The following is a 22,020-nucleotide window of genomic DNA, read 5'->3' on the forward strand; positions in this document are numbered from 1 at the left end:
ACGGCGTGGTGCCCGACCTTCAAGTCACGCTTACCGCCCAGAAGGGCGCGCTGACCAGAAGCGTGAAGCTCATGTCGATGCCCGGTAGCTACGGGGCCCACATCAGCCTGCCCGAAAAGGGCCAGTACGCCGTGACGGCTGCCATCGCGCGCCCCGGGCAACCGCTACAAGTGGCGTTTGAGCTTGACTATAAGTAGAGTCAAAGCATGCTGACGGTTGAGATCCTGACCGCCCCCGGATGAGGCAAGTGCCAGGAGGCCAGGGCGCTGGTCCTGCGGGCGATCGAGAAAGCCAGGGAGCGCTTCCCGGGCCTCGAGGTGCGGGAGTGGGACCTCGCAGAGCACCCGGAGCTTGCACCGCGGTACGGGGTGATGGCCGTGCCGGCGATCATCATCAACGGCCGCCTGGAGTTCAGCGGGGTCCCGAAGGAGCAGGCCTTCCTGGGGCGCCTGGAAGCCGCTGCGGCTGGGGCCGGACAATGACGCGGTGGGGGCCGTGGGGTGCTCTTGTCGGGCTCCTCCTGCTCCCGTGCGAAGCCGGGGCAGGCAGCTTCAGGACCGAGGCCCGGGAGATTACGGTCGAGCTCTCGAGCGACCCCGCCAGGCCGGCTCAAGGGCGTGAGACCGTGTACACCCTCTCGTTGCAAAATGCCGCTGGTCGGCCGGTGGCCGGAGCCAAGGTCACGCTCATGGGGAGGATGCCTGACGGCATGACGGTCTTGACGCCGCTGACCGAGAGTTCGCGGGCCGGCCTGTATTCGGGGAAGGTACTGTTCACGATGGAGGGAGCGTGGCGACTGACCGTCCGAATCGTCCAGACGAGCAAGCCGCTGGAGCTGTCGTTTACCGAGCAGGTCGGCCGCTAGGGCCTGGCCTCACGGTCGGCGTGGCGCTGGGAGGCCTGCTCCTCCTCGCCCTCGGGGGATGGCTGGCCTGGAACCAGGGCGCCCTCGTCGGGCTCCGGTGGGTGGAGTTCGACTCGCCGCTCACGCTGGCGGCCTTCGGCTTCGTGGCCGGGATCGGGGCGTTCTTCGCCCCGTGTGCCTTTGCCCTCTTCCCCGGCTATATCTCCTATTATCTTGCGTCGTCAGGAGCGGGCCGCGAGAGCCCGGGCCGGGCGCTGCTGCTCGGGGTCACCTGCGCCGCCGGAAGCTCCCTGTTCTTCGCGATTGTCGGCGTTGCCATCACGCTGCTCGGCGGCGCGATCTCGACATACCTGATTGCCACCAAGCCGGTGATCGCCCTGGCGGTTGTCGTGCTGGGTCTCATCCTCCTCGCCGACGTGCGTCTCGGGTCGCTGGCCCTCCCGCTGGGTGTGGCGGGGAGAAACATCCCCGCCGGCGCGGGCATCTTCCTCTACGGGTTCGGCTACGCGCTGGCGTCCACGGGCTGCACGCTTCCGATCTATGTCTCGATGATCGTCCTCCCGCTGACCAGCGGGTTTTCGGGAGCCGCGCTGCTTACCTTTGTCAGTTTTGCCTCGGCCATGGCCCTCATGATGCTCCTGACCAGCCTCCTGGTCGGGCTGGCGAAGGCGAACCTGCTCCATCGGCTTCAGGCGTCTACCGTGTGGATCAAGCGCGCGAGCGGCCTGGTCCTCGTTCTCGCTGGCCTCTACCTCGGCTACTACTACGTGGCGGCCGGCATGTGACGGCGCCGCCCCGGTGCGGAGGGTTTCTATGAAAGTTCGTCGCGTCTTCCTTGCCGCGCTCCTGGGCGTTCTCACCCTGGCGATTCCCCAACTCGCCCACGCCGAGCTGAAGCTCGCCATCCTCAATGTGAAGGGGATGGTCTGCCAATCCTGACCGATCTCGGTCGCGACAGCCTTGGAGAGGCTGCCGGGAGTCAAGCGAGCCCACGTGCGTCTGGAGACCGAGGAGGCGCGGGTCGTCTACGACGACGCCAAGCAGACACCCGAGAAGCTCGCTGCGGCGATCGACCGGCTCGGCTTTCCGGCCTCCGTCCTGTCGGTGACGGCGGCTCCCAAGCCCACGCTCTACGTTGACGGGCTCACGGACCTGAAGACAGTCCGGAAGGTGGAGCAGGTTTTGAAGGCCGTCAAAGGGGTCAGGGGCGTGACTGTGGATCCGAGGGACGGGGAGGTCTTCGTCGACTACGACCGCCTGACAACGAGCGTCAGAGACCTGGTGGCGGCGCTTGAGGGCGCAGGCTTCAAGGCTCGCTCCGGCTCACCCTGATCCTGCCCGGCAGTTCACACTTTTTCAGCCCCCTGTATCCAGGCCTTCCGCTCAGGCATCTCAAGTAGCGAGGCCGTCCCCGTGCCGAGCGTCCTGCCACGGGGTGGAGGAAGGGAGGTGAGCGCGTGAGCTGGCTAAGCTGGCTTGTCCTGGGAGTGGCGGTGCTGAGCCTGTTTGTGCTCTGGGACCTCCTCTTCTGCGGCGGGAAGCGCTGCAAGGAGTTTATCGATCACCTCTAGACAATCGGAGGGGGCCTCGCCGGCCCCCTCCGAGGCCTCCCCCAGGAATCGCTTGCGCGGGCCAAGCCCGCGCTCGAAGGGCATTACTCCGACACGCTCCTAGGGTCCTGCGCTCGGCCTGCGAGCCCTCACGCGGCTTTCGAGTAGGTGGCGGCCTTTTCGCCCGCCAGCATGCCGAAGACCGCGCCTGCCATGAGCCCCGCCCCGCCCGGGTAGTTGTGGTAGAAGAGTCCGCCCACCAGCTCGCCCGCCGCATAGAGGCCCGGGATCGGACGGTCCTCGGTGTCGAGGGCTTCCGCGCGCGTGTTGATCCGTAGGCCGCCGAAGGTGAAGGTGATCCCACAGGTCACCGCGTAGCCGACGAAGGGGGGCGAGTCGAGAGGGAGCGCCCAGTTGGACTTCGGGGGCGTGATGCCCTTCGTGCATTTGCCGTCCAGGATCGCCGGGTTGAACGGGCCGGGCTGGACCGCCGCGTTGAATTCGCGGACGGTTCGGACGAGCCCCACCGCGTCGATCTCGAGCTTCCGCGCCACCTCCTCGATCGTGCCGGCTTCCGCCTTGGTGACCTCGCGGATGCGGTACTCCTCCCGCAGGAGCGGAACCGTCTTCTGGTCGAAGATCTGAAAGGCGGCGCGCTGGGGTTGCTTCAGGATCTCGCGGCCGTACTTGGCGTAGGTGTAGTTGCGGAAGTCTGCCCCCTCGTCGAGGAAGCGCTCGCCCTTGACGTTGACGACCACGCCGAGCGGGTAGGAATGCTTCTGGAAGAGGTCACCCACGCGGCGATCGCCAAAGGGCGGGGCGTTGAGGTCCCAGGCGACGGCGTGGCAACCCGACCAGTGGCCGTAGGGCTGGGCGCCGATCTCGAGCGCCATGCGGATCCCGTCGCCGGTGTTGTGCCGGGTGCCGCGGACGCGCGCCAGCTCCCAGTCCTGGCCGAGATAGCGGGTGCGCCACTCGGGGTTGGCCTCGAAGCCGCCGGACGCCAGCACGACCGCGCGCGCGGCGAGTTCGCCGAAGCCCGCCGGCCCGCGGTACGCGAGGCCGCGGATCGCGCCCCGCTCGTCCAGGAGGAGGCGCGTGGCCTTGGTCTCGTAGCGGACCTCGATCCCGAGCGCCGCCGCCCGATCGTAGAGCGCCTGGACCAACCCGGGTCCGCCCCCGACGGCCTCCACGGTGAGCCCGCCCCAGAAGCGGTGGGTGGTCCCGACCTTGAAGGACTGGCGCCCGAACATGAGGATCCAGCGGATGCCGTGGCTCCGCATCCAGACCACCGTCGGGCGCGAGCGCGTGATGAGGACGTCGGCGAGGTCCTGGTCGGCGAGGTTCTCGCTGAGGCGCATCAGGTCATCGTAGAAGTTCTCTTCGGTGTACGGCGGAACCTCGACCGACGCAGCCTCCCCCGGGGTCAGGTCGGGGATGACGTCCTTTCGGAGGTCCTCGAGCCCACCGTGGACGAAGCGGAAGCCGCCCGCGGTGAAGAACGAGTTCCCACCCCGCTGGGGCTCGGGGGCTTTCTCGAGGAGGGCGACGCGCGCGCCGCCGTCCCGCGCCGCGAGCGCGGCGCAGAGCGCCGCGTTGCCGCCCCCGACCACCACGACGTCAGCGGCGCCGTCGGTCATCGCTCACCCGACGATGTCTTCGCCGCCGTCGACCCCGATGACGTTACCGGTGACCCAGTAGGTGTCCGGGTGCGAGAGCACGACGACGGCACGGGCCACATCCTGGGGCGTCGTGAGGCGTCCGTGGGGGTTGCGACGGGCGGCATTCTGGAAGAGCTGGTCGCTCCCCGGGATCTTGGTCGAGGCCGGTGTCACGGTCACCCCGCCGCGGATCGCGTTGACCGTGATGCCCCGCGGGGCCAGTTCCAGGGCGAGCTGTCTCACGTGGGACTCGAGCGCGGCCTTGGCCGCCGACACCGGACCGTAGGAGGGCAGGACCCGCGTGCCGCCCGCGGAGGTCATGGCGAAGATGCGACCGCCGTCGGCCATGAGCCCGCGGACGACCACTTCCTGGGACCAGTAGACGAGACTGTGCGCCATCACGTCCAGTGTCATGTCCATCTGGGCCTGGCTCACCGCTTCCTTCAGCGGCTCGATTACGTACGGCTTGAGCGTCCCGAAGGCGAGCGAGTGGAAGAGCACCCGGAGCGTTCCCGGTGTGTTTCGTTCCGCGAGGGTGCGCTCGATATGTTCGAGGACCTCGGTCCGCTTTTCGGGGTCCGCGGCGTTCATGTTGAAGAAGGAGGCCTCGCGGCCCAAGGCTCTGATCTCGGCGCCGATCCGCTCGACGTTGGCGGCGGTCGCCTTCCGGTCGAGGTGGACGCCGAAGATGTCGAGCCCGGCGCGCGCCAGCGCGAGGCTCGTTGCCTCACCGAAACCCGAGGACGCGCCCAGCACCAGGGCCCACCCGCTCAGCTGGATCGGTGAGGCGTCCATGCGTGGTTGCATCCTAGCCCGGCCGCGCGTCAGATGATCAGACCGGGGAGCAGTGTCCCGGCCAGCGCGTCCGGCCCGCCAGGTGGGACAGGAGGAAGCCCGGGGTTGGGAGCGGCGAGGGGTTGAGCCAGTGCAGCGCGTCGAGCCAGAATCTGGACGGCGGCGCCCCCGGGCGGCGTAGCGGAAGGAGCGAGGAGCGCCGGGAGCTGGTCCATGGGCATGCTGATTGTAACACGCCAGAAAAAGGGTGGCATGGGGGCGGGTCGTTGTCTACAATTGGGGTGAGTTGTATGGAGAAGACCGCGGGGATTGTCCTGATCGGCAACGAGATCCTCTCGGGAAAGATCGTCGACGCCAACGCCGCGTATCTCTGCCGGGAGCTCCGCGCCCTGGGCGTGGCGGTCCGCCGCATCGCGGTGATCCCTGACGAGGTGGACGTGATCTCGCGGGAGGTCGCCGAATGCAGTCGCGCCTACGACTTCGTGTTCACCTCGGGCGGGGTCGGTCCGACCCATGACGACGTCACCATCGAGGGGGTTGCCCGGGCCCTCGGCGCCGAGGTCGTCCGGGACCCGCGCCTGGTCGCGCTGCTCGAGCGGTACTCCAAGGGCAGACTCAACGCCGCGCGCCTCAAGATGGCCGAGGTGCCCGCGGGCGCGGAGCTCGTGACCGGCGACTCCCTGGCCTTCCCCGGCGTCGTCGTCCGGAACATCTACATCCTCCCCGGTGTGCCGGAGATCTTCAGGCAGAAGTTCGAGGCGATCAAGGATCGCTTCCGCGACACGCCGTACTTCCTCAGGAGCGTGTTCGTGGGGATCGGAGAGGGGACCCTGGCCGATGTTCTAAACGACCTGCTGCAGGCCTACCCGCGCCTGATGCTCGGCTCGTACCCGGAGTTCTTGAACCCGGAGTACAAAGTGAAGGTGACGCTCGAGTCCAAGGATCGGGCCTACCTGGACCGGGCTCTCGCAGATTTCCTCAGCCGGCTTCCCGCGGAGGCCGTGGTGAGGGTCGAGTGAAGGCGGATGCGTCCGGGCTGAGACGATGACGGAGAGCGGCGAAGATCGGCGCCTCGAAGAGCTGATCGCTTCGCTCCGGGCGGTCCACGAGGGCCAGCAGGCCCTCGTGCAGGAGCTCAGGCTTCTGCAGCAGGAGATCCGGGCGCTGCGAGAGGAGCTCGGGGCTCGGGCGGTCCGGGCGGAGGCGCCTGTGGCGCCCGCCCCGGTTCCGGCGCCGGAGCCGACGCGCCGGGTGGTGGCGCCCCCGCAACCGAAGCGGGCGTGGCGCGAAGGCTTCGCGAGCGTCCTGGCGAAGGTTCCGCGACCGTTCGGCGAGGTCCCCCGATCGCTGCTGGAACGCACCTGGCTCCTCGCGCTCGTTGTGGGCGTGCTGGTCGTCGGGGCCCGCGAGCTGAATCTTTTCCAGCCAGTCGAGGTCCTGGCCGAGTACCCGAAGGGGTGGGTCCGGCCTGACCAGAGCCGGGGCGGGGTCGTAAAGCAAGTCGTGGTGGTTGCGATTGATGATGAGTCCGTGGCGAAGCTCGGTGAGTGGGGCGCGCGCTGGCGCGGCCATCACGGGCAGCTGTTGAAGATCTTGGCTGAGGACGGCGCCCGGTCAGTGGGGTTCGATGTGCTGTTCAGCGTGCCGAACGCCGAGCACGACCCGCCGTTTCTCGAAGGCATCCGTCATGCCCGGTCGAAGGGCACGGGGGTTGTGGTAGGCATGTCGTATGACACCAGGCAGGAGCGGTTACGCTACCCGGCTTCGCCGGTGCGGGAGGCGGTGACGGAGGTGGCCTCGGTCTATCTTCAGCCGGACCGGGTCACCAACCTCATCCGCTACGTGTCGATGTTCCAGCCCGACGGTGCCGCGGGAGGCGAGGTCATGCGCCTCGTGCCGGCCTTTTCCGTCGCAGTGGCGCTGGCGGGGGGGAAGCGGCTGGAGGACTTTCCCCGCTACCGCGAGGGCCTTGTGCCCATTGAGTACGCCGGCCCATCCAGCAAGACCTTTCAGATCATTCCGTACGCGGACGTCTACGAGACGCGTTTTCCACCCGGCAGCTTCAAGGGGAAGTACGTGCTGGTCGGCATGTTTCGCGAGGCGTCCAAGGATTTCTTCGACACGCCGGTGGAGAGCCAGATGCCGGGGGTGGTGATTCACGCCAACGCGCTCTACACGCTTCTGCGCGGTGTCGCACGGCCGATCGAGTTTCCGTGGAGCGCCGTGGTGATCTTTGCCGTGGCGAGCGTCGCGGCCATCATCTGTGGCCGCTTTCGCCGGACCCCGCGAGTGGTCCTGGTGGCGGCGCTGGTAGTCGGCTACTGGGGCCTCGCGATCAGCCTGGGCTTGATGCGGAACCCCGTGAGCCTGGAAGTCATCCCGGCGACGGTGGCAGCGGGCCTGGTCTGGGCGAGCGTGACCGCGAGGGAGAAGATCGTCGCGATGCGAGAGCTGCGGCGGTCGTTGGGCCTGCCAGAGGAGGCTGTCCGCCGGCTGGAGCAGGACCGCGCCTTCCAGCAGGGGACCCTGGGAAAGCGCGTGACGATCCTCGCCTCAGACGTCAGGAACTACTCGGCCTTCTCTTATTCCCACCCGCCGACCCACGTGCGCCAGATCATGACCGAGTACCAGCAGATGGTGGAGCGGGTCGTCTACCGGCACGGCGGGTACGTGAACAAGTTTGTCGGCGACGCGGTCGTGGCGGTCTTCGGCTATCCGATGTACGAGGAGGCGACCGGACTCCGCACCATCCTCGCCGCGAAAGAGATGCGGGAGGGTCTGGCCGGGCTCGTCGAGAAGTGGAAGCGAGAGAACCGGGAAGGCATCACGGACATCCGCATCGGGATCAACACCGGGCTCGTGAGCATCAGCTACCTTGGCTCGGCCAAGAAGCAGCTCGACGTGATGGGGGACAACGTGGATCTGGCTGCCCGGCTCGAGAGCGCTCAGGGGGAGTTCGACTGCCTCGCGCTGCTCGGGCCGACGACCTACGAGGAGGTCAAGCACCGCATCCGGAGCCGCACCGTCCCGGTCACGCTCAAGAACCGGCCCGATGTGCCGCAGGCTTTCACGTTCGATAGGCTCGTCGATGAGGTCGTGGCGGTCGGCAGGCCGGCGGAGGCTTGACCCCGGCATCAAAATTGGAAGCCGTACCGCAAAATTTGTAGGACAGCGGGGGCCTTTTGGACCGGTGGTTGCCGAGTCGAGCCGGGATGGGAACCGTATATAAAATACGATGTTATCCAATATCCCGGGTGGGCATTGCGGTCGGGGAGCCGGGCGCGAGCGCCGGTGCAAAGTGGCGTGAACTTTGCTCACCTACCAGTCCGGGAGTGCGGATGAGCGTGATTGGTGCGATGATTCCAGCGTCATGGGAGGGTTGATCATGAAGAAGTGGTTCGGGGTCTCGCCGATCATTTTTCTCCTGGTCGCCTTCGTCTGCGGGCAGGCCTGGGCGGCGACGCCGATCGGGAAGATCGTCGGAATCGTTGAGGGAGACAAGGCGGTCGAGACCGCATCGGACGCGAAAGTCTTTCGCGCGGCCAGTCAGGAGTGGGTGCCGAGCAAGAAGGGCCTGGCGCTGTTCGAGAAGGACGAGATGAAAACCGGCGCGGCGCGCATCCGCGTCGAGTACGTCGACCGCAGCGGTGAGGTCCTGCTCCAGGCCAACACGCACCTGAAGCTCCTGCCGAAGGCAGCCAAGGCCGGAAAAGGGGTGCAGGTCGCGGCCGGCGAGATCTTCAGCACGGTCAAGGGCCAGTTCAACGTTGTCGGAAAGGGCGTCAACGGGGCCGTCGAGGGAACGAAGTTCGACGTGATGGTGTCGGCCGACCGCACCACCATCACCGTCCTGGACGGCGTCGTTCGCGTCTCGAACCGGGCTGGCGACGTCCGGGTCAAGGCGTTGGAGCAGAGCGAGGGGAAGGTCGGCGTGCGGCCGACAGCCCCTGCGCGGGCCCCTGAGTCCGAGATCGCGCGGATCATCGAGTGGACCGCGAGCCTCAAGTCGTTCACCCAGACGGTGCTCGTGGTCAAGGCCAACTACCGTGATGCGTCGCGGCGGAACGAAGACTTCAAGCGCTACTCGCTGGTGCTGACGCTGAACCCCCAGAACGTCGAGGCTCGGCGGGGCCTGGGCAACGTGCACATGGACTGGGGTGAGTACAACGTGGCGCTGGGACACTTTCAGGCCGCGCTCAAGCAGGATCCCAAGGACGTGACGTCGCTCCACAACATGGGTCTCGTCTACGCTCAGCTCGGCCAGCACGCGAAGGCGGCGGAGCGGTTCAGAGAGGCGATCCGCCTGGACCCCTCCAACGCGATCGCGTACAACAGCCTGGGGCTCGCCCTCAACGCACTCGGCTCCTACGAGCAAGCAGCCAAAGAGCTCGAGAGGGCGGTGAGCGTGCGTCCGGATTTCCCCGAGGGCTACAGCAACCTCGGCCTGGTGTACCTGGAGCTCAAGCGTCCGGAGGTCGCGATTCAGACCCTGGAGAAGGCCGTGACGCTGGATCCGAAGTCAGCGCACGCCCACAATAACCTCGGCCACGCCTACTACCGGATCAAGGCCTATGACAAGGCGATCCAGGAGTTCCGGCGTGCGATCGACCTCGATCCGGCGTTCTACGCCCCCCATGAGAACCTCGGCGTCCTGTACACGCAGCGCGGCGAGTACTCGCAGGCGATCGCCGCGCTTGAGACCGCGTCCAGGCTCGCGCCGGACGTGGCCTCGATCCCGAAGAACCTCGGGGTCGTGTCGCTGGGCCTCAAGGACTACGCGAAGGCGGTCGGGCAGTTCCGCGAGGCACTCCGGCTCGATCCGAAGAACGCGCACGCGCGGCTGAACCTCGGGAACGCGTACTTCCAGCAGGAGCAGTTCACGACGGCGCTGACCGAGTACGAGGCGGCGGCGAAGCTCGCCCCGAACGATCCCGACACCCACGAGAACATCGGCCATGCCCAGTTCCAGCTCGGGCAGCACGGGGCCGCGCTGGCGTCCTATCAGAAGGCGGTGACGCTCGGCTCGCGTAACCTCTCGCTGTTCCGCGGCCTGGGCAACGCCTATGCGACGCTCAAGGACTACCGGAAGGCCATCGCCGAGTACCGGAAAGCCCTGGAGGTGGACGCGCGCGACCTGCCGTCGCTGATCAACCTCGGCTGGATGCAGTATCAGGTCGGCGAGTACCGCGAGAGCGTGGCCACGAGCCGACGGGTTACCGAGATGGCGCCCGACCACCCGGCGGCCTGGTACAACCTCGCGCTGGGTCACCTGCGTCTGGGCGACTTCGACGCCTCGATGCGCGCCTTCGAGACCGCCTTCGCGAGAGACGCGCAGCGCGTCTTCGTGCGCGAGGTCGTCGCCGATCTCGCCCAGGCGGTGAAGGACGATCCGAGCCTGAAGTGGGGCCACTTCGCGCTGGGCCTCCTCCACATGCACCTGGCCCAGCGGCCCGAGGACGCGATTCAGGCCTTCGAGACCTTCATCCGGGAAGGGGGGACCGGGAAGTGGGTTGAGCAGGCCCGCGCCCGGCTGAAGCAGCTGGCGGTGTCCAAGCAGTAAGCCGCCGAAGCGCACAGCGACGCGAACGCGCCGCACCGCCGGCACACGGCGGTGCGGCGTTTTTTTTGTCGAGCGCTCAGCCGGGCGAGCCGTGGGGGCGTGTGACTTGTCCGCCCGCGTCCGGGAAGACCGATCCGATGAAGCGGGCCCACGCAGCCCAGTAGTCGCGGCCCCCGACGAGGTACGTGTCGTTGTGGTGGGCGCCGCGGATCGTGTAGAATGCCTTCGGTTCAGGAGCCGCCTCGAAGAGGCGGCGCCCGTGTTCGTGGGGGACGACCTCGTCCGCGTCGCCGTGGAGGATCAGGAGCCGGGAGCGAAGCTGGCCGATCCTCCCGAGGGAGTCGTACCGGCTCTTGAAGAGCAGCCCGGCGCCCGGGAGCACCCGGTTCGCCATCGCCGCGACGGACAGGAACGGGGTCTCGAGGATCAGCGCCGGCGGCGGCGGCGCGGCCAGGGCCAACTCGACCGCGACCGCGGCTCCCAGCGATCTCCCGAAGTACACGATCCGCTCGGCGGACGGGCCCTCGCGGATCAGCGCGGCGCGCGCGGCGCGCGCGTCCCGGTAGAGCCCGGCTTCGCCCGGACGTCCGTCGCTCCGGCCGTAGCCACGGTAGTCGAAGATGAAGACGCCGAGGCCGAGGCGGCGGTGGATTTCCCGGATGTTGTCGAGCCGGTGGCTGATGTTGCCGGCGTTGCCGTGGCACCACAGGAGCGTGATCGGGAGGCGGCCGGGAACGTACCAGCCGTGCAGGCGCACGCCGTCCTCGGCCTCGAACCACACGTCGCGATAGGTCAAGCCCATGGTCTCCGGTGAGCCGATCAGCTCGCGGCTGGGGACGTAGATCAACGCGCGCTCCACCGTCTCGCGGCACCCCCACATGAGCACGCCGACCCCGAGCAGGATGAGCGCCCACTTCATCGCATCTCCCATACTACCCTAGCGCCGCCGCGACCTCAGGGACATGCGCCAAGGGAAGCTCGGTGGGATGCTCTTGGGGGTGGGCCTCGTGGCGGCGGCGCTCTACTTTGTCCGGCTCGGACAGGCCCCGTTTGTGGATCCACCGGAGGGACTCCACGCCGCCGTCGCGCGGGAGATGGTCGTGCTCGGCGACTGGATCACGCCGCATTTCAACGGCGTCCGTTACTTCGACAAGCCGCCGCTCCTCTACTGGTTGACGGCCGCCGGGTTCTGGATAGTGGGCCCGTCGGAGTGGGCGGCCCGCTTCTGGTCGGCGCTGGCCGCCGTCGGCACGGCCTTCCTCACGGCGTGGCTGGGGACGCGGGTGGGGTCCGAGCGGCTCGGGCTCATCGCGGGCCTGATCGTCGTCGCCAACCTGGAGGTGTTCCTCTTCGGCCGCTTCGTGAAGCCGGACCTGATCTTCGTCTTCCTGATCCTCCTCGCCTACACCGGGTTCATCCTGGCGTACGGCGGCACCGCGCGCTGGCCGCTGCTCGTCTGCTACGGGGCGCTGGGGGCCACCGTGGTGGCCAAAGACCTGCTCGGCGCCGTGGGGCCGCTGGTCGTCTTCGGCGTCTTCTTCTTCGTGATCCGGGAACGGCCCGCCGCGGCGCGCTGGTTCCCGTGGGCCGGCCTCGGCATCCTCGCCCTCATCGCGATCCCGTGGTACGCCGCGGTGGAGTGGAAGAACCCCGCCTTCCTGTGGTACACGGTGGTGGACAACCACATCTTGAACTTCACGCGCCAGCGCGTCTTCCCCGACGAGGACGTGCCGCTCACCGCCGCCGAGTTCGTCGGCGTGACCGCCGTCGGATTCTTCCCCTGGAGCCTCGCGCTCCCGTGGGCGCTCGCCCGCGCGTTGCGGGCTCCCTGGCAGAGCTGGGAGGCGCGTGTCTGGCTCCTCCTGGGACTCTGGAGCGCGCTGGTCCTGGCCTTCTTCACGTTCTCGCCGTTCAAGCTCCCCCATTATGGCTTGCCCGCCTTCCCTGCTATGGCCCTGCTCGTGGCCAAGATCTGGGACGACGCGCTCGCCGGAGGTCCGGGCGCGCCGTCCACCCGGGCGCTCCTGGTGCCGCCGCTGATCGTGCTGGCGGGGCTGGCTGCCCTGTGCTTTGTCGCCTGGCGCGGGCAGGTCACGCTCCCGTCGGGCACCCTGTCGCTCGTCGACCTCTACAGCCGAAACCTGGGGGCGCGCGGGCAGAGCGCGCCGTTCATCCCTTACGAGCAGATCCGTCCCCTGATGGCGACCCTGGCGTTGGTCTTCGGCGCGGGGAGCCTCGGCATCGCGGTCGCGGTGTGGCGACGGCTTCCCCGCGTCGGCCTGGGCGTACTGCTCGGGGTGATGGTGGCGTTCCTGCCGGTGACCGTGGAGGGGCTGACGCACTTCGCACGGGCTCGCTCGGTGTTGCCGATCGTCATCGTCCTCAAGCAGACCGCCGGCCCGCAGGACCTCGTGGTGCACGAAGGGGCCCTCGAGAACAGCGGTAGCCTTGTCCTGGGCCTCGACCGGCCCGTCAGGATCGTGGACGGGTTGCAGTCCAATCTGGCGTTCGGCGCGACGTTTCCCGAAGCTCGTGAGATCTTCTGGAGCGCTGATTCCCTGCGGCGGGCCTGGGCCGGGCCCGCGCGGGTGTTCCTCGTCTCCGTCGTGAAGCCCGATCGGAGCGTGGTCCGCAATCTTCCTCCGGGCAGCGTGCGCCTCTTGCTCAGGGTCGGCGGGCGCTGGCTCTACACGAACCGCTGACGGCTCGCGAAGGCACGGTAGAAGCGGGCGTTGGCCGCTTCGACCTCTTTGACGTCGTCCGCGGGCATCATTCCGCGTCCTCCGGGTACGAAATCACCACCTCGGCACCGTCCACCACCACGCGAAGCGGTGTGAGGGAGGCACCCGGGCACGGGCCGGCGACGCAGAGGCCGGTCGCCGGCTCGTACACGGCGCCGTGGGTGGCACAGATCAGGTGGCGGCCGTCCTCGGTGAAGAACTCATTGGGCCACATGTCCAGGGGCGTGCCCACGTGGGCGCAGCGGTTGACGTAGGCGTAGAAGCGACCGTCGTGGTTGATCACGAACCCATCCACGGTCCTGTCACCCCGGCGGAGTTTGAACTTGGCCGACTGGCCCGGCGGGAGCGCGCCGACGGGCAGGCGCCACTGGCGGTCCTCGGTCATTGATACGGCCTCGTACGGGTGGGGGAGACCCTAGCAGAATGCGTGCCCGAATTCAATCTGGTAGGATGAGACGATCATGCTTGCCGTCGAGGCGCACGGGCTGACGAAGACCTTCCGCGGTGGGGCGCTTTCGCGCCGGACGACCACGGCGCTTGCGGGGGTGAGCCTGGCCATCCCGTGCGGGACGATCTTCGGGCTGCTCGGCCCCAACGGCGCGGGGAAGACCACCCTCATTTCGATCCTGGCGACGCTCCTCCTGCCGGATGGGGGGCGGGCGACGGTGCTGGGTCACGACGTCGTCCGCGAGGCGGGCCGGATCCGTCGCCGGATCAACATGGCGAGCGGCAACGCGAATTTCCTCTGGAGCCTCCGGCCGCCGGAGATCCTGGGCTTCTACGGGCGCCTCTACGGCCTTCACGGACGGGCCCTCCGTCGGAAGGTCGAGGCGCTGATGGACCTCTGCGAGCTCGAGAGCCACCGGCGGGTCCCGTACAACGAGCTCTCGACCGGGATCAAGCAGCGCCTGAGCCTGGCCAAGTCGCTCCTCAACGATCCCGAGCTCCTGTTCCTCGACGAGCCGACCCTCGGCCTCGACCCGGACATCTCGATCCGCCTGCGGGCCCAGATCGCGGCGCTCCGGCGCGACCGCGGCACCACGATCCTCCTCACGACGCACTACATGCGCGAGGCGGAGGAGCTCTGCGACGAGATCGCCTTCATCAAGAGCGGGCGGATCCTGGCGCTCGGCACGACCGAGCAGCTCAAGCGCCAGATCCGGCTCGGCGACGTGATCACGCTCCAGCTCGACGGGGGCGCGTGGGCGGAGCTTGGCGACCTTCCCGGCATCCTCGGCTGTGTCTCCAAGGACGGCCGCGTGGAGTGCACGGTGGACTCGGCGGCCCGGCGCCTGCCGGCGATCCTGCGGTGGCTTCACGAGCAGAACGTGTCGGTGCGCGACGTGGACGTTCGCGAGCCCGACCTGGAGGAGGTCTTCGTTGAGCTGGCGAAGTGAGGCGGTGCGGATCTACGCGTTCGCCCACCGGAGCCTGCTCATGGCGGGCCGGAACGTCTTCTTCGTCTTCGAGCTGGTCTTTTGGCCGCTCATCGGCGTGATCTCGATCGGGCTGATGACCCGCTTCCTCAATCTGTCCGCCGAGGATGCGGCCTTCGTCCTGATCGGCACGATGGCGCTGTCCGCGGTCCAGGTCTGCCAGCTCGACGTCGCGTACGCGGTCCTCTTCGACATCTGGTCCAAGAGCGTGAAGCACCAGTTCCTGGCGCCGATCTCGATCCGCCATCTCGCGCTGGGGGCGTGGCTCGTCGGAGTGGGGCGGGGGCTTCTCGTCTTCGCCCTCATGGCCGTCGTCAGCGGCCGGGCGTTCGGGTTCGACTTCCTGACACCGGGGTGGCCGTCCCTCGTGCTTTTCCTCCTCGGGTGCTTCCTCACCGCCTTCGCGGTCGGGCTCTTCGTCTGCTCCCTGGTCCTGCTGTTCGGCACCCGGGCGGAGGTCTCGGCCTGGTCGGCGGTGAACCTGGTGCTGGTCCTCTGCGGCATCTACTACCCGGTGTCGGTCCTGCCGGACCCCGTGGCCAGGCTAGCGGCGGTGATCCCGATCACGTATTTCCTGGATGCCTTCCGTGCCCCTTACGGGTTCGCCGCCCAGTTCCAGTGGCCGTGGCTCTGGGGCTTCCTCCTGGCGGCCGCCTACCTGGCCGCGGGGCACTGGGCACTGACCTCCGCGGTCACCCGCGCCCGCCGGACCGGCCTCCTCCTGAAGCTCTCGGAGTGACTTCCGGTCGGCTTCTGTCTTGCCGACCGCGGGCGAGCCGTGCTACTTTCGCCTCACAAAAAACCCGCGTTTGGTCCCGACCGCACGTGCTCGCCAGCCAGAGGAGGGGGTATCATGGCGTTCTTCGACCTCCCTTCCGACGAAGAGCTCACGCCCGAAGCCAGGCGGATGCTGGACGAGCTCCGGCGCCTCGCCGGGTCTGAAACGGTTCCCCCCAGCTGGCGGGCGCTCGCCCGCTTCCCCAAGATTACCGAGGCCAGAGTGAAAGCTGCCGAGAATCTACACTTTAAGTGTAAATTCCCCTGGGATGCGCGGAACTTTGCAGTCTTGCTCATCGCCCACGCTAGGGGATGCCAGTCGTGCTTTGCTACCGCCCGCTTCGCGCTGGATAAGCTCGGCTTCGACAACGACACCCTGAACGCGATCTGTGCTAACCCCGATACGCTCCCGCTCAAGGAGCGTGATCGCCTTTTCGTCAAATATGCGCTCAAGATCGCGACGGATTCAGCGAATCTTAAACCGAAGGACTTCAAGGAGATGGCCGGACACGGGTTTTCGAAAGAGGACGTTCAAGAGATCATTGGCCTCGCTGCGTTCTGGATTATGAATATCGTCATTTCACAATCCGTGGTAGCGGCGCTCGCCGAGGAGTGACCGACAGGAGGGCGTGCGATGGCGTTCTTCGAGCTCCCGTCCGATGACGAACTCACTCCCGAAGTCAGGCAGATGCTGGAGGAGTATTGCCGCCTCCTTGGGCATGACCAGGTTCCCGTCGGTTGGAGGGCTTTCGCCCGCCTGCCGAAGATCATCCAGGCGCGGTTCACCGGGTTTCACAACTTCTTCCATCAGTGCCGGTTCCCTTGGGATGTCAAGAATCTGGCGTGGATGCTCATTGCTCATATGAAGGGCTGCCAGGTCTGCTTCTCCTACTCGCGCTCAAGACTCGATAAGCTCGGCTGGGATCAGGCCATGCTCGATTCGGTCTGCGCTAAGCCGGAATCTCTCCCGCTGAAGGGACGCGATCGGGCATTCGTTCAGTACGCGCTGAGGCTAGCTACCGATCCGGGGCAGGCCAAGCTCAAGGATTTCAGAGAGATGGAGGCAGCCGGGCTGTCGAAAGACGAAATCTTGGAGACCATCGCCTTCGCCGCGTGCGCGAACATGCACATGACGTTCACGCTCTCGCAGGTCGGCTGGCTTGCCGAGGAGTGACGGACAGGAGGGTGAGCCATGGCGTTCTTCGAATACGTCCCTGACGACCGGCTCGCGCCAGAGGCGAGGGAGAGTATCGATATCATCAAGAAGCGCAGAAGATCCGACCGAATAAGCTCGGAGTACTACGCCTACGCCAATAATCCCCGGGTACTCAAGGCCTATGTCGAGGCCATAGAGGGGCTCCTTCCGATTCCGAGCCGTTTAGGGGCGTGTCAGCACATTGCGGGTATGCTGATCGCGCATGCCAAAGGATGTCGCGCGTGCTTCAATGGAAGCCGGAAGTTTTTGTCCTCTCTCGGGTTCGACGAGGGGACCCTCGATAACATGTGCCGCGTACCGGCTACGTTACCACTTGCCGAGCGTGAGCGGCGTGTCGTTGAATTCATGCTCCGGGTGGCGCGGGACCCTCAGGGCTTGAAGTCCGATGACTTCCGTGAGATGGAGAGGGCCGGATTCGCTAAAGACGAGATCCTGGAAATGATCGGGGTGGCGGCGTTCTGGAACCTTGCGACGACGCTGGCAAGCGCTGTGGACGCGGGGCTTCGGGAGGAGTAGCCGGGCTGTGGTGAAGTGCCAGGCGTGCGGACAGGACAACCGCGAGGGCGCCCGCTTCTGCGATGCCTGCGGCCAGCCGCTCGAGGTACGCTGTCCCGCTTGCACCCAGAGTGTGCGCTCTGGCGCGCGGTTCTGCGACAGCTGCGGGGCCGCGCTGACCGTGACGCCGCCCACCGGGACGCGTGACTCGCGCGCCCCGGTCTCCTACACGCCGCACCACCTCGCCGAGCGCATCCTCACCGAGGGACGGGCCCTCAGGGGCGAGCGTAAAGAGGTCACCGTGCTCTTCGTGGATGTCCAGGGTTCGACCGAGCTGGCCAGCGCGCTTGATCCCGAGGAGTTCCACGCGGTGATGGACGGGGCCTTCCAGCTGATGCTGGACGCCGTCCATCACTGGGAGGGGACCGTCAATCAGTTTACCGGGGATGGGATCATGGCGCTCTTCGGGGCGCCGATCGCCCATGAGGACCATGCCCGCCGGGCGCTCCACGCGGCGTTGGAGATCCAGCGAAGGTTTGGGGAGTATGCCGCTGCGCTTCGACGCGACAAGGGCATCTCTTTCCAGGTGCGGCTCGGACTCAACAGCGGGGCCGTTGTCGTCGGCGCCATCGGCGACGACCTGAGGATGGACTACACCGCCCAGGGCCTGACCACGAACCTGGCGGCCCGCATGCAACAGGCGGCCGACCCCGGGACGATCCTGGTGGCGGCTCCGACCTACCGCCTGGGTGAGGGCTACTTCCGCTTCAGGTCGTTGGGTCCGGTGCGCGTGCGCGGGGTGTCCGAGCCGGTGGAGGCGTATGTCTTGGAAGGGGAGGGGACAGTCCTCTCGCGGCTGGAGGCTTCGTTACGGCGGGGCGTTTCACCGTTCCGGGGGCGTGAGACCGAGCTCCTCACGCTCGGCGAGTGCTGGGCGCGGGTGCTGAACGGGCAAGGGGAGGCGGTGTGTCTGGTCGGGGAGCCCGGGATCGGGAAGTCACGCCTTGCTTACGAGTTCCAACGAAGCCTCGGGATCACGGAGCGAATCGAGGGTGCGGCTCTCTCCCACGCGCGGGGCGCTGCCTATTTTGTCTTCCGCCAGCTTCTAAGGCAATTAGCCGGAATTGCTCCAGAGGCCGACGCCTCAGCGTCGCGAGATCATCTCCATCGCCGGCTCTGGGATCTCTCCCCCGACCTCTCAAGCGCTGCGCCGGAGATCCTCTCGATCCTGGGAACCTCATGCGAGGCCCTCTCGCAACGCCAAGGCGGCGTGCCCGATGATCGGAGAGACCGGCTACGCGAGGCGGTGACGGCCTGGATAAAGGAAGAGTGTCGGCGGGCGCCCAGGCTGCTGGTGATCGAGGATCTCCAGTGGCTCGACCCGTCATCCGATGAGCTGCTCCGGCACCTGGGGCGTGAGGCCAGGAGCCTTCGTCTCATGCTGCTGATGACCTCCCGTCTTCCCCTCGGCGGCAGCAACCTCGAGCTCGCCGGGGTGCGGGAGATGTTCTTGAAGCCCCTCTCGGCGGAGGACGTCCACGCCCTCGTGAACGCTCAGGTGGAGCCGTACCCGGCGACCGACCGTCTGCGCCGGACCGTGTCGGCGCGGTCGGAGGGGAACCCGTTCTATGTGGAGGAGCTGGTGCGCGCGCTCCGGGAGCGAGGTGCCCTGGTGCTGGAGCACGGAGCCTATGACCTCCGCGAACGGGTGGAGGGGGTCATCCCTGCCACCATCGGCGCCCTGATCTCCTCCCGAATCGATCGGCTCCAGGCTTCCGCCCGCGAGCTTCTTGCTGACGGGGCCGTTCTCGGCAAGCGCTTTCCGCTTGCCCACTTGCGCGCGTTAGTTTCCTCCGATCGGTTCGAGGAGGATCTGGCCCTGGTCGAGCGACGGGGGTTTCTTGACCGCCAGGCCGAGGGCCCGCTGGCGAGCCTCGCGTTTCGCCATGTCCTGACCCAGGAGGTCGCTTACGGTGCTCTCCTTCAGGCGGATCGGCAAACTCGCCACCGGCGTGCAGGCGAGATGCTGGAGCAGCTCTACCGCGGCCGGACAGAGGAGGTCTGCGATCAGCTCGCCCACCACTGGGCACAGAGCGATCGGCCGGTGCAGGCGCTACCATACTTGCTAACAGCCGCTGATGGCGCGGTGGCCGTCGGCGCCAACCAGGAGGCCATCGGCCATCTGCAGGCCGCGCTCGATCTGGCGACCGAGCACCCGGCGGCTGCGGGAAAAGACCAGGTGAACGCAATCCGCCTCAAACTCGCGGGCCTCCACTTCATCGTCGGCGAGCGGTAGAGGCTTCAATGCGGAGCCCGTGGGCCCGCGAGTATCGGCGCACGCCGAAGAGGTACATCTGGGGGACCGAGCCTTCGGGCTTCGCCGGACAGGTGGCGGCCATGCTTCTCCCCGGTGCCCGCCTCCTGGACCTGGGGTGCGGCGAGGGACGGGACAGTGTCTTCTTCGCCGCCCAGGGCCTGGACGTCGTCGGCGTGGATTCCTCCCCCGCCGGAATCGCCAAGGCCCGGCGCCTTGCGGAGACGCGGGGAGTGGGCGTGAGCTGGCTCGTGGGGGACATGGCGCGCCTGACCTACCAGGGCCTTTTCGACGCGGTCTACTCCTGCGGCGCCGTCCATTACGTACCCAGGGCGAGGCGAGCCCGCTTCTTTTCACGCCTCCAGGTGCTGACCCGCCCGGGAGGGCTCCACGCTCACGTGGTCTTCACCGACCAGGAGGTATACGTGGAGAAGGGGGAAATCATCGACTACTTTGCGCCGGGCGAGCTGGCGGGCTTCTACGGCGGGTGGTCGATTCTCCAGCAGAAGGGAGGGCGGATCGCGTGCGACCAGGATGGGACCCCGCACCACCACAGTGTGGAATCTCTCATAGCGCGCGCGCCCGCGCCGGGCCAGAGTGACGTCACCGGACCCTCTTCAAAGGAGTGACGCCGATGCGGACACGAGCCAGGGAGATCCTCCTGATCCTGCTTGCGGTTGTCCTCCTCTTCTCGGGGCCGCTGGGGGCCATTGAGCTCAAGACCAACCGGACCAAGGCGCTGGTGCCGTTGAGCGAGATCATCCCGGGCGGGCCCCCGCCCGACGGCATTCCCGCCATCGATGCGCCCAAGTTTGTCGGCCCCAAAGAGGCCGACGGGTGGCTCAACCCCAAGGAGCCGGTGCTCGCGGTGGAGGTGAACGGGGAGGCCCGGGCCTACCCGCTTCAGATCCTGACGTGGCACGAGATCGTCAACGACACTGTCGGCGGCCGGCCCGTGTGCGTGACGTACTGTCCGCTCTGCAATTCCGGCATCGTCTTCGACCGCAAGCTCGGTGACCGGCTCCTGGACTTCGGCACGTCCGGGATGCTCTACAAGTCGGACCTCGTCATGTACGACCGGCAAACCCACTCGCTCTGGTCCCAGATGGAGGGGCGGGCCATCGTGGGAGACCTGGCCGGGACGAAGCTCTCCTGGCTGCCTTCCAACACGATCGCGTACGGAGAGTGGAAGGCGCTCTTTCCGCGCGGCAAGGTCCTCTCCCGCGAGACGGGGCACCGCCGCGCGTACGGCCTGAACCCGTATGACGGCTACGACGAGCCGAACCTGCCCCCGTTTCTCTTCTTCGATCAGGTGGACCGCCGGCTTCCCCCGAAGGAGCGCGTGGTCGGGGTCGTGATCGGCCCTAGCGCAAAGGCGTACCCGTTCAGCGTTCTGGCCAAGCGGCGAGTGCTCACCGACACCGTAGACGGGGAACCGCTCGTGATCTTCCACCGCCCGGGCACGCTCTCGGCGCTCGATCACAACCTGATCGCTCAGTCGAGAGATGTGGGTGCCACTGCCGTATTCAGGCCCGTGCTCGACGGCAAGCCCCTCACCTTCGAGCCGACCGAGACCGGGTTCAAGGACAGAGAGACAGGCAGCCTCTGGTCGCTGCTCGGGCGGGCGTACCAGGGGCCGCTCGCTGGGAAGACCCTCAGGCCGATCATCCACGTCGACGCGTTCTGGTTCGCGTGGGCCGCCTTTCAACCGAAGACACAGGTCTATCAGCCGTGATAGCATGAGCCCGCATGGCTTCCCTCGCGTGGGTCATCGGGCTCGGCTTCCTGCTCGGCATCCAGCACGCCACCGATCCTGACCATGTCCTCGCTGTCGCGACGATCGCCAGCCGCGAACCTCGCTGGCGGTCTGGCGTCCTGGTCGGGATCCTGTGGGGGCTCGGTCACGCGCTCACGCTCACCGTGGTGGGCGGGACCATCGTCCTCCTGAGCCTGACCGTTCCGCCGGCCGTGGCGCTCTCCCTGGAGCTCGCGGTGGCGGTGATGCTGGTCGGGCTCGGACTGGTCCGGCTCGCGTGGTGCTTTCGCGGCGTCCGGCGCGTTCATCCGGAGCACGCGCGGACGGCGCATGAGCACGGCCACCGGCACGCGTTTCACAGCCATGTTCACACCCACGACGGCGTGGCCCATCGCCACCCCCACCTCCACCCGGCGGGCTGGCTTCTGGCTGCGCTCGGGGCTGTGGGGGTGGGCCGGGCGCTTCGCTCCGTTGCGATCGGTGTTGTCCACGGGCTCGCCGGGAGCGCGGTGCCCGGTCTTCTGATCCTGGCCACGATTCAGAACCCGGTGTGGGCGGTTGCCTACCTCGCGGTCTTCGGGGCCGGGACGATGGCCGGCATGATGGCGATCGCTGCGGTCCTCGTGCTTCCCTTCGCGATCAGCGCGCGCCGTTTCGCGGGGATCAATCACGTCCTGTCCGTCGGGACCGGGCTCCTGGCGCTGGCTGTGGGATGCTTCCTCGTCTACCGGATCGGTTTTGTGGAACGGCTTCTGACCGGGTAGGACCATCGGAGGGGGACACCCACGCCTTCGGCGCACCCGGGCCTCCGGCCCGGGTACCCGCCCGGGCCCCCTCCGAAGCCTCCCCCAGGA

The 22,020-nt window shown here is 67.4% G+C and carries 20 protein-coding genes and 1 pseudogene; 17 read left to right on the forward strand and 4 right to left on the reverse strand.

Features of this window, described 5'->3' with window-relative positions:
• Nucleotides 1–248: 248 nt before the first annotated feature.
• From HY726_19500 to HY726_19515, 4 genes and pseudogenes are all read left to right on the forward strand, one after another.
• Nucleotides 249–482 (forward strand): annotated as a pseudogene (locus HY726_19500) (thioredoxin family protein).
• Nucleotides 479–865: a FixH family protein gene (locus tag HY726_19505; GenBank protein ID MBI4611181.1), complete on the forward strand. Its 387-nt coding sequence runs from the start codon at nucleotides 479–481 to the stop codon at nucleotides 863–865. The pseudogene HY726_19500 and the gene HY726_19505 overlap by 4 nt, the downstream one beginning before the upstream one ends.
• A 20-nt stretch (nucleotides 866–885) precedes the next feature.
• Nucleotides 886–1,650: a hypothetical protein gene (locus HY726_19510; GenBank protein MBI4611182.1), complete on the forward strand. Its 765-nt coding sequence runs from the start codon at nucleotides 886–888 to the stop codon at nucleotides 1,648–1,650.
• 175 nt (nucleotides 1,651–1,825) lie between these two features.
• A complete protein-coding gene (locus HY726_19515) occupies nucleotides 1,826–2,197 on the forward strand; it encodes a heavy-metal-associated domain-containing protein (protein ID MBI4611183.1) in 372 nt (123 codons plus the stop codon).
• A gap of 367 nt (nucleotides 2,198–2,564) precedes the next feature.
• On the opposite strand, the gene tcuA is transcribed toward HY726_19515, so the two are convergent.
• The gene (gene tcuA / locus HY726_19520) at nucleotides 2,565–4,055 is read right to left on the reverse strand and encodes an FAD-dependent tricarballylate dehydrogenase TcuA (GenBank protein ID MBI4611184.1); all 1,491 of its coding nucleotides are present in this window, start codon (nucleotides 4,053–4,055) and stop codon (nucleotides 2,565–2,567) included.
• A gap of 3 nt (nucleotides 4,056–4,058) precedes the next feature.
• The gene (locus tag HY726_19525; GenBank protein ID MBI4611185.1) at nucleotides 4,059–4,871 is read right to left on the reverse strand and encodes an SDR family oxidoreductase; all 813 of its coding nucleotides are present in this window, start codon (nucleotides 4,869–4,871) and stop codon (nucleotides 4,059–4,061) included.
• Nucleotides 4,872–5,161: 290 nt separating this feature from the next.
• Here HY726_19525 and HY726_19530 point away from each other — a divergent pair, with 290 nt between their 5' ends.
• The 3 genes from HY726_19530 to HY726_19540 all read left to right on the forward strand — a co-directional run bounded on the left by HY726_19530 (nucleotide 5,162) and on the right by HY726_19540 (nucleotide 10,431).
• On the forward strand, nucleotides 5,162–5,890 hold the full coding sequence (locus tag HY726_19530; protein ID MBI4611186.1) for a competence/damage-inducible protein A: 729 nt from the start codon (nucleotides 5,162–5,164) through the stop codon (nucleotides 5,888–5,890).
• A gap of 25 nt (nucleotides 5,891–5,915) precedes the next feature.
• Entirely contained in the window at nucleotides 5,916–7,997 is a 2,082-nt protein-coding gene (locus HY726_19535; protein MBI4611187.1) for an adenylate/guanylate cyclase domain-containing protein, read from the forward strand.
• A gap of 259 nt (nucleotides 7,998–8,256) precedes the next feature.
• Nucleotides 8,257–10,431 carry a tetratricopeptide repeat protein gene (locus HY726_19540; protein MBI4611188.1) on the forward strand — a complete coding sequence of 725 codons (2,175 nt, stop codon included), beginning with the start codon at nucleotides 8,257–8,259 and terminating at the stop codon, nucleotides 10,429–10,431.
• Nucleotides 10,432–10,507: 76 nt separating this feature from the next.
• On the opposite strand, the gene HY726_19545 is transcribed toward HY726_19540, so the two are convergent.
• Nucleotides 10,508–11,350 carry an alpha/beta hydrolase gene (locus HY726_19545; protein MBI4611189.1) on the reverse strand — a complete coding sequence of 281 codons (843 nt, stop codon included), beginning with the start codon at nucleotides 11,348–11,350 and terminating at the stop codon, nucleotides 10,508–10,510.
• Between the two features lie 43 nt (nucleotides 11,351–11,393).
• Here HY726_19545 and HY726_19550 point away from each other — a divergent pair, with 43 nt between their 5' ends.
• Nucleotides 11,394–13,133, forward strand: coding sequence for a glycosyltransferase family 39 protein (locus tag HY726_19550; GenBank protein MBI4611190.1), 1,740 nt, complete (start codon nucleotides 11,394–11,396; stop codon nucleotides 13,131–13,133).
• 67 nt (nucleotides 13,134–13,200) lie between these two features.
• Here HY726_19550 and HY726_19555 read toward each other — a convergent pair whose 3' ends face one another.
• Complete coding sequence (locus tag HY726_19555; GenBank protein MBI4611191.1) at nucleotides 13,201–13,557, reverse strand: Rieske (2Fe-2S) protein; 357 nt, start codon at nucleotides 13,555–13,557, stop codon at nucleotides 13,201–13,203.
• Between the two features lie 76 nt (nucleotides 13,558–13,633).
• Between HY726_19555 and HY726_19560 the strand changes: the two genes are divergently transcribed.
• From HY726_19560 to HY726_19600, 9 genes are all read left to right on the forward strand, one after another.
• Nucleotides 13,634–14,569 (forward strand): ABC transporter ATP-binding protein, encoded by a 936-nt coding sequence (locus HY726_19560; GenBank protein MBI4611192.1) that lies wholly within the window; start codon nucleotides 13,634–13,636, stop codon nucleotides 14,567–14,569.
• Nucleotides 14,553–15,347 (forward strand): ABC transporter permease, encoded by a 795-nt coding sequence (locus tag HY726_19565; GenBank protein ID MBI4611193.1) that lies wholly within the window; start codon nucleotides 14,553–14,555, stop codon nucleotides 15,345–15,347. Before HY726_19560 ends, HY726_19565 begins: the two co-directional genes overlap by 17 nt.
• Before the next feature lie 114 nt (nucleotides 15,348–15,461).
• A complete protein-coding gene (locus tag HY726_19570) occupies nucleotides 15,462–16,001 on the forward strand; it encodes a hypothetical protein (GenBank protein ID MBI4611194.1) in 540 nt (179 codons plus the stop codon).
• Nucleotides 16,002–16,019: 18 nt separating this feature from the next.
• A complete protein-coding gene (locus tag HY726_19575; GenBank protein ID MBI4611195.1) occupies nucleotides 16,020–16,559 on the forward strand; it encodes a hypothetical protein in 540 nt (179 codons plus the stop codon).
• 18 nt (nucleotides 16,560–16,577) lie between these two features.
• Entirely contained in the window at nucleotides 16,578–17,117 is a 540-nt protein-coding gene (locus HY726_19580) for a hypothetical protein (GenBank protein ID MBI4611196.1), read from the forward strand.
• A gap of 10 nt (nucleotides 17,118–17,127) precedes the next feature.
• The gene (locus HY726_19585) at nucleotides 17,128–19,392 is read left to right on the forward strand and encodes an AAA family ATPase (protein ID MBI4611197.1); all 2,265 of its coding nucleotides are present in this window, start codon (nucleotides 17,128–17,130) and stop codon (nucleotides 19,390–19,392) included.
• 8 nt (nucleotides 19,393–19,400) lie between these two features.
• Nucleotides 19,401–20,039 carry a class I SAM-dependent methyltransferase gene (locus tag HY726_19590; protein ID MBI4611198.1) on the forward strand — a complete coding sequence of 213 codons (639 nt, stop codon included), beginning with the start codon at nucleotides 19,401–19,403 and terminating at the stop codon, nucleotides 20,037–20,039.
• 26 nt (nucleotides 20,040–20,065) lie between these two features.
• A complete protein-coding gene (locus tag HY726_19595) occupies nucleotides 20,066–21,145 on the forward strand; it encodes a DUF3179 domain-containing protein (protein ID MBI4611199.1) in 1,080 nt (359 codons plus the stop codon).
• A 14-nt stretch (nucleotides 21,146–21,159) separates the two neighbouring features.
• A complete protein-coding gene (locus tag HY726_19600; protein MBI4611200.1) occupies nucleotides 21,160–21,930 on the forward strand; it encodes a high-affinity nickel-transport family protein in 771 nt (256 codons plus the stop codon).
• Nucleotides 21,931–22,020: the final 90 nt, after the last annotated feature.

The sequence above is a fragment of the Candidatus Rokuibacteriota bacterium genome, from assembly GCA_016209385.1.
Lineage (GTDB): Bacteria > Methylomirabilota > Methylomirabilia > Rokubacteriales > CSP1-6 > JACQWB01.